The sequence below is a fragment of the Monoglobus pectinilyticus genome (assembly GCF_002874775.1).
Lineage (GTDB): Bacteria > Bacillota > Clostridia > Monoglobales > Monoglobaceae > Monoglobus > Monoglobus pectinilyticus.
Window position 1 is genome coordinate 1256840 of sequence record NZ_CP020991.1, and the last position, 14292, is coordinate 1271131.

11 protein-coding genes are annotated in these 14292 nt (G+C 41.3%); 3 read left to right on the forward strand and 8 right to left on the reverse strand.

Translation table 11 applies throughout. The features are described 5' to 3' along the window. Window positions 1-56: 56 nt before the first annotated feature. The 4 genes from B9O19_RS05625 to B9O19_RS05640 form a co-directional block, all read right to left on the reverse strand. On the reverse strand, window positions 57-386 hold the full coding sequence (locus tag B9O19_RS05625) for a hypothetical protein (protein ID WP_102365488.1): 330 nt from the start codon (window positions 384-386) through the stop codon (window positions 57-59). Window positions 387-748: 362 nt separating this feature from the next. Then, window positions 749-1399, reverse strand: coding sequence for a potassium channel family protein (locus B9O19_RS05630; protein WP_102365489.1), 651 nt, complete (start codon window positions 1397-1399; stop codon window positions 749-751). A gap of 32 nt (window positions 1400-1431) precedes the next feature. Further along, window positions 1432-2808, reverse strand: a complete 1377-nt coding sequence (locus tag B9O19_RS05635) for a TrkH family potassium uptake protein (RefSeq protein ID WP_102365490.1) — start codon at window positions 2806-2808, stop codon at window positions 1432-1434. A 42-nt stretch (window positions 2809-2850) separates the two neighbouring features. Continuing rightward, window positions 2851-4842 carry a glycoside hydrolase family 13 protein gene (locus B9O19_RS05640; RefSeq protein ID WP_102365491.1) on the reverse strand — a complete coding sequence of 664 codons (1992 nt, stop codon included), beginning with the start codon at window positions 4840-4842 and terminating at the stop codon, window positions 2851-2853. Window positions 4843-5017: 175 nt separating this feature from the next. On the opposite strand from B9O19_RS05640, the gene B9O19_RS05645 reads away from it, so the two are divergent. The 3 genes from B9O19_RS05645 to B9O19_RS05655 all read left to right on the forward strand — a co-directional run bounded on the left by B9O19_RS05645 (window position 5018) and on the right by B9O19_RS05655 (window position 9526). Beyond that, complete coding sequence (locus tag B9O19_RS05645; protein WP_102365492.1) at window positions 5018-5659, forward strand: HAD family hydrolase; 642 nt, start codon at window positions 5018-5020, stop codon at window positions 5657-5659. A gap of 12 nt (window positions 5660-5671) precedes the next feature. Then, entirely contained in the window at window positions 5672-8902 is a 3231-nt protein-coding gene (locus B9O19_RS05650) for a PD-(D/E)XK nuclease family protein (RefSeq protein ID WP_102365493.1), read from the forward strand. 366 nt (window positions 8903-9268) lie between these two features. Next, complete coding sequence (locus B9O19_RS05655; protein WP_102365494.1) at window positions 9269-9526, forward strand: HPr family phosphocarrier protein; 258 nt, start codon at window positions 9269-9271, stop codon at window positions 9524-9526. Between the two features lie 130 nt (window positions 9527-9656). Here B9O19_RS05655 and B9O19_RS05660 read toward each other — a convergent pair whose 3' ends face one another. From B9O19_RS05660 to B9O19_RS05675, 4 genes are all read right to left on the reverse strand, one after another. After that, window positions 9657-9824: a DUF362 domain-containing protein gene (locus B9O19_RS05660; RefSeq protein WP_102365495.1), complete on the reverse strand. Its 168-nt coding sequence runs from the start codon at window positions 9822-9824 to the stop codon at window positions 9657-9659. A gap of 102 nt (window positions 9825-9926) precedes the next feature. Continuing rightward, a complete protein-coding gene (locus B9O19_RS05665; protein WP_102365496.1) occupies window positions 9927-11378 on the reverse strand; it encodes a 4Fe-4S dicluster domain-containing protein in 1452 nt (483 codons plus the stop codon). Between the two features lie 62 nt (window positions 11379-11440). Then, a complete protein-coding gene (locus B9O19_RS05670; RefSeq protein ID WP_102365497.1) occupies window positions 11441-12610 on the reverse strand; it encodes a SpoIIE family protein phosphatase in 1170 nt (389 codons plus the stop codon). Beyond that, entirely contained in the window at window positions 12603-14285 is a 1683-nt protein-coding gene (locus B9O19_RS05675) for a [Fe-Fe] hydrogenase large subunit C-terminal domain-containing protein (protein ID WP_102365498.1), read from the reverse strand. The genes B9O19_RS05670 and B9O19_RS05675 overlap by 8 nt, the downstream gene beginning before the upstream one ends. Window positions 14286-14292: the final 7 nt, after the last annotated feature.

The window sequence follows — 14292 nt, forward strand, 5'->3', positions numbered from 1 at the left end:
AGAATGGGTTTAAGGTTAGGTGAAATAAGGAGCGGGCGTAATGCCCGCCCCTCTTTTTATTCATCAGACAGCATCTTTTTTCTATTCATTCCGTCTATAACTCCCTGACGGTAAGACGCTTTGCATTCTTCAATCATCATAAGGTTATTATTTTCTATAAATTTAATGACGTTTTTACATTCTTCTTCGCTAAGTTTTTGAGGAATAAAGCGTTCTAATACCTGTCTAACAGCTTCGGAGGAGCTTTTGTAAATCTCCTGCTCGTGGATTAAGTCATTATATTTTTGACTGTTTTTTTGATGATAGTACAGAATGTCATAGATGTACTCCTGAAGGTCACTATCAAAGTAATTCTCAAAAAATTTAGATGCGTTTTCTTCCGACACAAAAATCTCCCTTTTCAATTAAAATTCTTTTTATATTATATACAAAGTTTGTCAGGTATATACATCACCCCCAAAAAGGAAACACTTGAGTGTTTCTTTTAAATTTATTCCTTGACACATGTATATTTTTTTCACACAATACTTTATTATATAATAAAATAAATAAACATAACAGTAAAATTTAGATATTTAAATAAAATGTAAATAATCACCTATGAATATTATTTTATTATAAAAGCTTACTTTATTAAGACGATTTTTATTTAAAAAAGTTTTACATTAAAAAAATAATAAGAAATAAATTAAACAAAAAAATTGCAATTAAAAACCTGCCGGAAACTCCGGCAGGTAATAAAGATCCCCTATTTTTTTTGCGTAAGTGCGAAAACATCCTTAGATTTGCCTATTACAACAAGATGGTCGCTTGGCTGGAATATATATTCAGGGGTAGGCAATGGCTTTAGAATGTTTTCCTGTTTTATTCCTATTACATTTACTTCATACTTTTGTCTTATATTAAGCGAATTTATGCTTCTGCCGATCCATGAAGGGACAACAGGTATTTCGTATATTGAGTATTCGCTTGTCAGTTTAATGTAGTCAAAAATATTATTTGCGTTATAGCGCATAGCCAGTTTTTCTGCAATTTCCTTCTCAGGGTACACTACCTCATTTGCGCCTACCAATTTTAAGAACTTAGCCTGTCTGTCCTCGCGTGCCTTTGAAACTATATAGTTTGCCCCCAGGTCTTTGAGCATAGATGTTATTTCCAGTGAAGCCTGAAAATCTTCTCCGATAGCCACAAAACACAGGTCAAAATTGTTTATTCCCAAAGCCCGAAGAACGCCTTCCTGCCGGCAGTCGCCGATTTGTGAATCAGTGAATATTGAAGAAAACTGCTCGATAGTCGAATCGTCTTTATCAACTATCATAACATCATTACCAAGCGCCAGCATTTTGGTTGCAAAATGCCTGCCTAAACGACCCATTCCAATTACCAGTATAGATTTCATAATCAGACCTCCAAAACTTATATAAAAACTTATTATCCTATTAATATATCTTCAACAGGCCGCATAAGAGCCACAGGCTCTCTGTTTTCGGCAAGCACCAGCATGAGAGACAGTCCGCCTACCCTGCCGGCAAACATCAGCACTATCAGTATTGACTGGGACACAACAGACAGCGACGGGGTGAGTCCCATTGAAAGCCCGACTGTTCCAATTGCGGAACTGACTTCGAACAGTATTTGTCTTATTGTATATGGCTCTATTGAGCAAATAATAAAAGTTGATACCAAAACAGCCGTTAAATAGATTGATGATATAGCGCTGGCTCTTTTCAGTGTGTCGTCGCTTAGACGGCGTTTAAAGATTACAACGTTATTGTTTTTCCTTGATGAAGCAAACGCCATAAGAAATAAAACAACAAAAGTTGTAGTCTTGATACCTCCGGCTGTTGAACCGGGGCTTCCTCCTATCAGCATAAGCACGGTTGTAAGCAGAGAACTGCTCTCTGAGAGCGAGGATAAGTCAGTAGTGTTAAATCCGGCAGTTCTGGGTGTAACCGCCTGAAAAAATGAGTGCAGCCATTTATCAGCAGTGGATAATCCTGCAAAATTTTTATTCTTTTCCAAAATAAAGAACAGTACCGTAGAACTGATTAACAAAACCGCAGTTATTGAGAGCACAATTTTTGTGTGCAGCGAATAGTGTTTAAAGTCGAGCTTAGCCTTTATTATATTATTCCAAACCATAAATCCCAGGCCGCCGATAACAATAAGACCGCAGATTGTCAGATTAACAACCGGATCGCTTTGATAATGTATGAGTGAAGAGTTCGGCTCAAATTTTCCCATAAGGTCAAAACCGGCGTTGCAAAATGCCGAGATTGAGTGGAAGATAGCGTTGTATATACCTTCTAAAAACCCCATCTCAGGACAAAATCTTGTTGCTAATAAAATCGCTCCTGCGCTCTCAAATATTAATGTTCCGAAAAAAATACGTCTGACAAGCTGTATCATTCCGCTGAGTTTAGTGTTTCCGGCGGACTGCATCAATAATTTTCTCTCGTGAAGAGAAATTCTCCGGCCCATAAATATAGAAACCGTTGTAATAACGGACATAAATCCCAAACCGCCGATTTGTATCATTAAAAGAATAACCAGCTGACCGAAAACAGACCAGTGCGTATATGTGTCAAATAGAACTAATCCAGTGACGCATGTGGCGCTGGTAGCCGTAAACAGCGAGTCAAAATAAGACGTCCAGGTGTTATCTTTTGAGGAAATAGGCAGTGAAAGTAATCCTGCCCCGACTACTATGATAACCAAAAAACCAAAAGCAATTATTTGGGTATAGGTTGCCTTATGTTTTTGTAATGTCCTATTGTTAGATGACAGCTCAAAATCAGGAGCTTCCATAATATTTTCCTCCTATATTACCAATGCAGCATAAAAATGCTGTTAAAATTTGTCGGCGCTTATAAAAAATTCACAGCCGACGGGAGCAACGTCGATTTCTATTATACTATCTCTGACAGGCACAATTTCAGGATTTGATATGCCGTGAGAGAAAAATGAAAAATCACCGAACTCTGAAATGTCAATATCAATATGTTTAGATTCAAAGCTCCGGTTTACAGCGCAAATTGCCAAACTGTTTTTACAGCAGTTTCCAAATGCGTTCTTTCCGTTTTTTGTGAAACGGGCGTATATATATAGGTCGCCGCTTGCATAAACTGTTTTATAATATCCAAGCGTCAAACAGTCGGAATTGTTTCGCAGTGCGCCAAGGTCAGTATACCACTGTCTGAGGTCAGGGTCAATAGCCCGCCATGGATAAGTTCCTCTGTTAAACGGGTCGCTGCCTCCCTGCATTCCTACTTCGTCACCATAATATATACATGGAACGCCCACAAATGTCATCTGTACAAAAGACAGCATTTTTAGCCGATAGGTTGCGAGTTCTTCGTTTCCTGAGGACAATTTCTGTGTTCCGCAGTCCTGCGAAAGACCGCCGAGCAGAGTTTTTATACGCATTGTGTCGTGAGTTCCGATTATATTCATCAGGGAGTACAGCGTCTCTTTTGGATAATTCTCAAAAATAGACATAAAATGCGCGTTCAGGCATTCAGCGTCTATGTTTCCTAAGAGAAATGCAATCATATTATCCTTAAACGGATAGTTCATTACACTGTCAAGCTCTTTTCCCAAAAGATACTCGCGGCGAATACTGTAGGAGACTTTATTAGACGCGTCTTCCCAAACCTCGCCTATTATAACCGCGTCAGGGTCTTGTTTTTTTACTTCCCGGCGCAGAATTTTAATAAATTCATCCGGCAGTTCATCGGCTACGTCAAGTCTCCAGCCGCTGGCGCCGCGTTTAAGCCAGGTTTTTATAACAGAATCCTCATCTCTTAATATATAATCAAGGTATGAAGGAGTCATTTCGTTTACGTTGGGCAGGTTACTGCAGCCCCACCAGCTTTCGTAATTGGGATAGTTAGTAAACTGGTACCACTCTTTATATTGACTTTGTGGATTTTTGTATGCTCCGGTATTATTACCATAATTGCCATACTTGTTAAAATATATGCTGTCGGCACCTGTATGGCTGAATACGCCGTCGAGAATAACTCTAATTCCAAGTTTTTCCGCCTCGTCGCACAGAGCTGTAAATTTTTCATTTGTTCCGAACATCGGGTCTATATTCATATAATCTGCAGTATCATACTTGTGGTTGGAATACGCGTCAAATATTGGGTTTAGATATATAACGCCAACGCCCAAACTTTTTAAGTATTTTAGTTTGTCTATTATACCGTTTAAATTTCCGCCGTAAAAATCGTTGCAGGCAGGCCCCATTTCGAAAGGATGGGCGTTAAATGAGATTGGCTCATACCAGTCGCTGTGTATTATATACTCGTTTCGCTTTTTGGGTATAACTCCATTTGTGTCACTGTGGTCTCCGAAAAACCTGTCAGTGAAAATCTGATACATTATTTGACCTTTAAACCAGTCAGGTGTTTTGTAGTCCTTATCGTAAACAGTTATCTGAAAGCTGTTATTTGCCGGCTCGGTCTGCGTCTGTCCGACTCCTCCCAAAGAATCGTTATTATTTATATAGTAAACGGCTTTTCCTCCTGTCTCAACTATAAAATAATACCATACCAAACCTTCTTTTTCAGGCATAGGAACTGTTGCGGTATAATAGAACTCGTTTTCTGCAGTATTTTCACTGCCTGATGACGAAAGGGACTGTTCTTGGTTTTCCCTGCTGTTCTTAGGCGCCATATCATAAAATATTTCTTCCTCGTTTTCCCAAAGCCGAATTTTAACTGCGTCAGGCTGGGTATCAGAAATTATCTTTAAAGCAAGTTTAACTTTACTGCCGGTAGCTGCGGCGCCAAATGGCATTCTATAAGCTGTATCATGTGAGTTGTGAAAAAGCTGCATACTATATTCCTCCAAATTTCTACAATGCTGTTTCCTTAATATATTATATATATTATAGGTTACTACACAAACAGGTATTATACAACAGATTCTTTTAAAATTCAAATACAAAAATATAACAATTGAAACTATTGTCACTATGTGCTATAATTAAGGAAAAAATTTGGAGGTTTTAATGAAATATATTATATTTGATATGGACGGGGTTATAGTGAATTCCGAACCTGTCATTATGAAAGCGGCGCTTGACGCTCTTAAGACCGGCGGAATAGAAGCGTCTGAAGAAGATTTTATACCTTATATCGGAGCCGGCGAAGAGCATTTTATAATTGAGCCGTGCAAAAGGGCGAATAAAGCGGAACTGACAGAAAAAATAATGGATGATATGTTTAGAAATTTTGAACAAAACATCAAAGAAATGAAGGTTTTCCCATCAGCAAAGCCGCTTATCGAAAAACTGAAAAATTTGGGATACACGCTGGCGCTTGTGAGCAGCGCAGCGGAAAGAAAGCTTATGGCCTCGCTAAAAGCCGCCGAGATTGACCCGTCGGTTTTTACGGTTATACTTTCAGGCAATGATGTGACAGAGAAGAAACCGTCTCCTGCTCCTTATTTGCTTGCGGCCGATAAGCTGGGCGCTGACCCAGCTGAGTGCTTGGTTATCGAGGACGCTTTAAGCGGAGTAAAATCGGCAAAGGCTGCAGGAATGCAGTGCGCCGCGGTCACAACCTCATTTAGTGAAGAGAAGTTAAAGTCAGCCGGAGCGGATTATGTGACTGGAGATATAATAGATATATTAAGTTTACTGAACGGATAAAAGGGTGATTTTGTGTTTAAAACAGTGTATGGAACGGCTCGTGCGGACAGCGGCGGTTATTTGTTTGAAAGCGTCAGGGCGAATATAAAAAATGGAATAAAGTCATATCTTCTCGTTCCGGAGCAGTTTTCTGTTTTTACCGAACGCAAAGTTATAGAAACTTTGGGCGTTAAGGCTCAGACTTTGGCAGAAGTGCTAACCTTTTCAAGGCTTTCAAATCTTGTGCTCAGCAGCCTGGGGCCTCTCAGACTGAGATACATAGACGGAGCAGGCAGAGAAATTCTTGCTGGCAGAGCTTTGCAGCTTATAGAAGATAAACTGCAGTATTTTAAATCAAATGTTCATCAGAGAGGATTTTCAAGTCTGATGGCGGGGCTTGTGTCGGAGTTTAAACGGTATGGTCTGAGTTTTGAAAGTCTGCAGACTGTTTCCGAAAAGGTAGAGAAAGATGAGTTTAAACGAAAGCTGGAAGACTTGGCTTTGTTTTATGATACATACAGCAGATTAATCAACGAAAATAATTCTGACGCGGAGGATAATCTGTCAATAATACTCCCTAAAATAAAAGACTTTGAAATTGAAACGGACTCGTGTCTGTTTATAACCGAATTTAAGAGTTTTACGCCTCTGGAGTGTCAAGTGCTGCAGGAACTGATGAAGAAGATGAGTAACACAGTTCTGTTTTTAAGATGCAATGACCTTGTTCATCCGGACAGTATTTTCAGTTCGGCGTCTTTGACATACAAACAGCTTGCGGAAACCGCTGAAGCGTGCGGGATTGAGGTCAGCAAGCCTGAGATTTTGCCGGTCAAAGACGGCGGAAAATCTGACCTTATATTTTTGCAGGACAACTATTTTAATATAAACCCTGAAAAATATGACGGAAGCCCGGAAAATATCTTTATATATTCACCGGAAAATCATTTTGACGAGGTGGAACAGACCGCGTCAATTATACATAGACTGTGCAGGATTAAAGGCTATAAGCAAAGCGACTTTTTGATATTGGCAAGGGATACAGATGTGTATTCCAGAATCATGCCTCTCGTATTTGATAAACTCGGTATAAATGTGTTTTTAGACAAGCGGCGCAGCATTCTTGAAAATCCATATTTAAGATGTATTTCAAGCATGCTTGAAATACTTGCCTATGGGTTTTCTTATGACAGGGTTATGGAAATAGGGCGGAGCGGATTCGCCGGAGTCAGCAATGAAGAAGAGCTGGATGTTTTTGAAAATTATCTGCTTTCTGTCAACCCCAGCCACGCGATGTGGAATGATGAAAATGAGTGGACGTATAATCCAGATAAGCGCGCTTATGACATTGATAGTATAAACCGAATAAAAAGCGTGATGTTAGCTCCGATTTTTGAGTTGAAACATTCAATAAGGGGACGTAAAAAGGCCAGTGAAATTACCGAAGCGGTTTTTAAGTATATGGAAAGATGCCGTCATCAAGAGATAATGCGTGATATATGCAAAGAGTATTCGGATAATGGTATGGTATATCTTGCTGAAGAATATAGGCGCACATGGAACAGCGTGGTGTCGGTGCTTGACAGAATCTCTGAAATTATGGGCGGTGAGCTTATAACGTATGAGAAGTTTTATGATTTGTTTATATCGGCCTGCGGCGGAATAAAAATAGGAATATCTCCTCAGACGATTGACGGCGCAGTGTTCAGCAAAATAGATATGTTCAGAAACACTGATGCGAAGGTGGTTATAGTCCTTGGGGTAACAGACGGTGTTTTCCCTAGAGGTTATGGAAACGAGGGTATACTGACGGATGCGGAGAGAGAAGCGCTGAGGGAATACGGCATTGATTTGGCAATGACAGCGTCAGAAAAGTCTCATGACGAGCAGCTTTTGGTATATAATGTTTTATCATCCCCATCTGACGAATTATATTTGCTTGCTCCAAAGTCCTCTGACGATGGAGAAAGTCTTTTCCCGTCTAAAATTATAACCAAAATTGAGAATGAGCTTTTTGATATGGAAAGAGAAAATGTGAATGACGATAGCGAAGAGCTGCCGGAGGGTAAAGAACCGGTATTTTTGGCGCTTGAATCCGAATTTATTAGATGCTGCGGAGATGTAGGCAAATTTGCACCAAAGTGGCGTGCAGTCTATGATTTTTATGCTGAGGATGAAAAGTACGGCGCACGGCTCGCTGACTTTGCAGAGAGGCTGAAAGCCGCCGAAAGCGGTTATGAAATACTGTCCAAAAATTCGGTCGCAAAACTGTACGGCAGAGAAATAATGCTGAGCGCTTCCAAAATGGAAAAGTATAACAGCTGCGCTTTCTCTTATTTTATGAGATATGGTCTGCTGGCTAAACCAAGAGACATTGCGGTTTTTGATCCGCTGAGTATGGGCGATATACTCCATAAATCATTAGAACGGTTTTTCTCCTCAAAAAATGACGCTGTCTATGAGTCAATAACACGGGAACAGTGCGAGACGGAGATGCGGAACATAGTGGGTGAAATAGCCACGGGAAACGAAGAGGTTATGTATAAAAACTCAGCTTACTATAAGTATTTGGTTATGCGTATGACCGGTATCGCCTCAACAACTGCGTGGGAAACGGTGAAATTTTTCAGGGAATCCGAATTCCGTCCATATGGTTTTGAAATAAGAATCGGAGAAAACGGTGATATTCCACCGCTTAAGATAGAGACTAGGAACGGAACCGCTTATGTGGAAGGTTTTATCGACAGAGCGGACAGTGCGGTAATCGGTGGAAAACGATATATCAGCGTGGTGGATTATAAGTCATCAGCAAAGAAACTGGATAAAGAACTGGCGGACGCCGGTGTGAGATTTCAGCCTCTTGTGTATACAAACGCTGTCTGTGAGCAGAGTGAAACCGAGCCTGCGGCTATGCTTTATCTGCAGATGAACGATCCTATAATAGACGAATCCAAAGCAGCGACGGATGAAGCTTTTGAAACCGAGGTCCACAGAAACGTCAGCGCAAACGGTTGGGTTGTGGACGATGGAGAGGTAAATAAAGCGTTTGATAAGAACTATGGCAGCAAGAAATGTTATATGTCACCGAAATGCGGAATACCGCCGGATGAAATGCAAAAACGGCTCAAAAGAGCCGAAGAAAAAATTGTAGAGTCAGCCGAAGGTATACTGGCCGGAGAGATTTCGGTCAGTCCGTACAAAAAAAGAGGGTTTGACCCATGTGCCTATTGCGATTACAGCGGAATATGCGGAAAAAATAATAGTTAAAATATGCGGGCGGTTTGGCATATCTTTACGAGCCGAATTTGCTCGCTTTTTGCTGAATAATATTTGCAAACTTTATTTCGCTCAAGTATACCCTGCGGAAACAATTGAGTAATTTCAGTGTAATATACCTGTAATAAATTTAGGGATGTTTCACAAATTTTCAGTAGCGGCATACGTTTTTACTGAAGCTTAATGTAAACATTACAAAAATATTGCTAAAATTATTTTTTGCGGACAAATGATTATTGGCTAGAATTAGGATTGACTTTTTAATCAAAAGGTTGTTTAATAGAGATACAAAAAATAAAATCATCAAGTTTGAAAGACAGGCAACCCTGTCAGGATAGTACAGGAGGGAAGACAGTTATGAAAGAATTTTCGTACACTATCACAAACGAGTATGATTTAGCTGCTAAGCCGGCGTTTGACTTGATAAAGCTTGCCGGAGAGCATGATTGCCGCACGTATGTCGTAAAGAACGACCATGCGACCGATATTAAAAAGCTATTTATTCTGCTCAGTATCGGAACAAAATGCGGAGATACTATAAAGTTTGTGACAGACGGCGTTGACGAGAAGTCCGCTATTGATAAAATCGGAAAATATGTTTCCTGCAATATGTAGGTCAATCTTTTAGATAATAAAATCAGCTTAAATCATACTAATCTGCCGATTCCGGATTTCGGGGCCGGCAGATTTTTTATGTAAAAAAAGACCGCCGCTTAAAGCGGCAGTCTGGCAATATTTTATTTAATTATGCCTGAGGAGCGTCAACCGGACATACGTTTGCGCAGTTACCGCAGTCAATACATTCGTCAGCATTGATTTCATATTTTGCATCGCCTTCAGAGATACATGAAACCGGACATTCGCTAGCACATACACCGCATTTTATGCAGTCATCATTGATTTGATAAGCCATTATAGTCACCTCTCTATGTAAAATTCAAATTTATTCTTACTCTTGCATTATATATCATCAAAGGTTTTTTGTCAAGATTTAATTAAGATTTAAGACATTATTTTACAGGTTTTTTATAGCGTCTGTAATGCTCTTTTCCATTGCTAACTTTCCATATTTGTCAACTTCTGTTTTATTCTTAGGTCCGTGAGTCAGACAGCCAGCTCCGCCGATACAGCCCCCCACGCAGGCCATACCCTCAATAAAGTTGATGTTTCCTATTCCCTTTGACGCTTTAAGCAGCGCTGTGCGGCATTCGTCAATACCGTCGCATGAAACGGCGTGGAGTTCAAAGTCTCCGTTGCCCTGCTCCTTGAGTGCTTCCTGAACGGCCTCGGCAAGACCGCCGCAGCGGGCAAATATTCTGCCGTAGTATGACGCGTTGTTGAGCTCTGATTCCTCAAGTTCAGTCAGGTCTATCTCACGCGCGTCAAATAACGCCTGCAGTTCTTCGAATGTCAGAGCGCTGTCAACATACTCTTTTATACCGTCTTTTCTGATTTCCGCTTTCTTTGCAGTGCATGGGCCAATAAATACAACCTTGCAGTCAGGGTCGTTCTTTTTGATATACTTGGCTATAGCCGCCATAGGCGACGGATTGTGTGAAATGTTCTCTTTAAGCATCGGGAAGTTTTTCTCCACAAATTCCACAAAGGCCGGACAGCAGGAACTTGTTAAAAATCCCTTCTCCGCTAATTCTTTAGCTTCATCATAAGCTACCATATCAGCGCCCAAAGCTGCTTCTACAACATTATGGAAGCCCAGCCTCTTGATTCCGGTAACCACTTGACCAAGCTTAATATTAGCATATGAGAACTGACCCGAAATAGAAGGGGCCACAACCGCATAAAGCTTTACCTTGTCGTCGTTGGCGTATTTTTTCAGCATCTCCACAACTTCAACTATGTAGGATTTGTCAGTTATCGCGCCCCATGGACATTGATATACGCAGGCTCCGCAGTTGATACATTTGCTGTCGTCAATAACAGCGGCGTGATCTTCGTTCATGCTTATTGCCTTAACCTTGCAGGCTTTAACGCATGGTCTTTCGGTGTGTATAATAGCGCTGTACGGGCAAACTTTAGCGCACATTCCGCACTGCACACATTTGTCTTTGTCGATATGCGCTTTCTGATTTTCGTCAAAGGTGATAGCTCCGCGTTTGCACACGTCCTCGCACCTATGAGCCAAACAGCCGCGGCACATGTGTGTAACTTCGTAGCCGGCAACAGGACACTCGTCGCAGGCAATGTCCAGAACCTCAATTATGTTGTCAACATTTTTATGTCCGCCTCCGGCCATACCGATTCTCTCGCCCACTATAGCTCTTTCCTTGTAAATACAGCAGCGCATTGTGGCTTTGTCCTTTACAATAGTTTTGGCTATGTCGTTAAAGCTGGTGACTAGGTTGTCGTCGTCATATGTATGTCTTGCCACCTCTCGAAGAACCTTATATTTTAAGTATTGAACCTTAGTATCAAATTTTTTGAGTATAGGTTTGTTTTGGTTGTTCATATATAATCCTCCCGTTTTTACTCGGCTGATACTGATTTTAGCCGGATAATAAATCTATATATCTAAAAATAATTAACAGTCACGGTTTTTCCCATGTCTTCTAAACATTGTCTCAGTTCGTCGACTATTTTAAGTTTTATGCTGAAAGAAATATTTAAATTCGCGTCCTGATGGGCGTCGTTCTGAGCCTTGCCGACAAACAGGTTTATGTCGGTTGCTTCTTTAAACAGGAGCCGGGCTATTTCACTCGCTCCGTCCTTTTGTTTTCCCCACTTTTCAAATAGGGAATTGTCTTCAAGATAATTTTTTGCGTAATCCAAAACCCTGGCTATCGTTATAACCCCTTCAGTCACTAAGTCCACACCCTCGATTGAGGCTGTCGGTGGAATAGAAGGATCGCTGTAGTCAGGAGCGGCCACTATTTCTTTACCCAAATATCGGGCCGTAATTTTAGAGGTCGTGCCGCCGCATACCACATGACGCCCCTGTTTTGAGAAGAACAGAGCCATCACCTTATTGTCGTCTTCCGGGTGCTCCGGAGGTCCGAACAAAAGGTTGCAGGTCTTGCGCTTCCGAATCTGAACTGCGGCAACAGTTGTGTCGTCTCCTGGCTCTGAAGCGTAAAGACGGTTGCATTCGTCCGCTATTTCGGAAGCTATAATCTTTGCGGTCTGCTTGTAGTTGTAGTTCGCCTCAACATAGGCTATGATGTTTTCCCTCTGCCAGCCATAGTTTAAGACGCGCTCAACCCCGGCGTATATTGCACCGTCGCTCATCATTATAAAAACGTCGTCAAGCTCAACGGGTATTTTAGTCTCATAAATCTTTTTCCCCTCAATAATCCTTTCAGTCATGGGATATTCGCAGTTCTTCCCTTTTCTGAGCAGTATAACAAGCGGATTGTCAAATTGGATTATCTCGGCTTCAGTGTTCCCGGTGAACCTCATAATAGTAAAGGTCGAATAGGCCACGCCGCGTTTTTTGCAGACAGGCAGTGTAGCGGCAACGGTCGAAACACATTCATCAATACTCATATTCTCCGCCATCATGGTGGAGATTATTTTAGAGGTAAGCGTTGAGAGAATATTGGCCTTTACTCCGCTGCCCAAACCGTCTGCGAGCACCACAATCAACTCGTCCTCATGGCGCACGATTTCAACCATATCGCCGCAAAGTTCCTCTCCAACATGGTTAAGGCTGACATAGCCGACATCGGCAAATAAATCATTCATCTTTATTCAAAGTCTCCTTAAGCTTGGTTAAAGCGATTTTGGTTTCGGCGGTAGTCTCGCCGAGGAGAGAGGCTATTTCCTGAGCGACTCGCATCTGTTTTTCAACAACCTTATCAGTAATTTCAATGGCGCTCATGCTTTGCTCGGCCTTTTTCTCCCTCATAATCTCCTCTTCTGTAACATCCTTCATTATGCTCATTATAATGTTATATTCAGGGTCATATATTATAGTCTCGTCAACGTATTTTTTGTACTCGCTCAGATATTTCCGTTTGGGTTCAGAATCCTTTTTGTTTTCAGTCATTGCTATCATATAATCTGTCGGATTCAGTATCCTTACAACAGGCTCGCCCATAATATCATTTGCGTTTTTTATATTCATTATTTCTAACGCTGATTTGTTTATCTGCTGTATCTCTAAACTGTCATTTAAAACAACAATGCCGTTCGGCGTATTGTTGATTATGGTGTCTGAGAAAGACTCGGCCTTTTCCTTCAAAAATGGCAGACACATATTCATGTCAGCCTTGCCGTTCAGCACGGCTACGGCCTTTTCACGGCAGGTGGGGTAACCGCAGCTGCCGCAGTTAAGTTCCTGCTCTTTTGTTTTCTTTCCCATTTGGTGCAGAATTTCCTCAATAGCAGAACTTCCCGGCATTACTTTTTTTATGTATTCCGCGTCAAACACTTTCTTGATTCCGTTCTCGGGCTGCTTAACATCAAAATCTGTTCTGCCGGCAGTCTTTCCGATAGTGAGACAACTGCTGACATGGAAAATGTTGTCATGTTTCATAACCGGTCCGCCTATACAGCTGCTGTCACAGGCGCTCATTTCAACAAAGCAGTTCTCAATATTACCGTCGCGTATATCCTCAAGCGCGTTCATGCAGTCTTCTATTCCGTCAACGCTGAAATATGAAAAATCATCGTCTATATCCATGCTTTCAATAATTCCGCCCCTGGTGGGGAACCAGCGCGCGCGTCCGCCCCCGGTCAAGTCTTCTTGTGAAAAGTCGAACTCAACTCCGCTTTCAGCCATCCAGTCGTTAAGCTCGTCAAAAGTCAGGGCGCAGTCCACATAGTCAGGGTATTTATCAACCTCATCCTTTTTAGAAATACAAGGGCCGATAAAAACCACTTTTGCGCCTGGATGCTGATTTTTAATAAGCTGTCCGTGCGCCTGCATCGGTGATATAACGTTAGCTAGGTATGGCAGAACATCGGGATAGTGCTTTTGTATAAGAGTGTTAACGCTGTGGCAGCACGAGGAGATTATAACGCTCTGCTTTCTGTTTTCTATAAGCTTTTCATATTCTCTCTTGACAATGGTTGCACCTACAGCGGTTTCCCCAGCGTCTTTAAAGCCGAGTTTTTTTAATGCGCTTCTCATTATCTCTATGTTAATGCCCTTATAATTTGCTATATATGACGGCGCGACTGAGGCGTATACTTCATCGCCTCTGTCGATAAACCCTTTTGCGGACGGAGTATCTTCTCGAAGTCTTTTGGCGTTCTGAGGGCAGTTAACATAACACCGTCCGCAGAGAATACATTCATTGGGAATAATCTCGGCGTGCCCTTCCACGACCTTTATTGACTTCATCGGACAGAATCTAACGCATTTATAACAATTTTTACAGTTTGATTTTTCAAGCTGTATACAATTTTTTTGCATGATTACA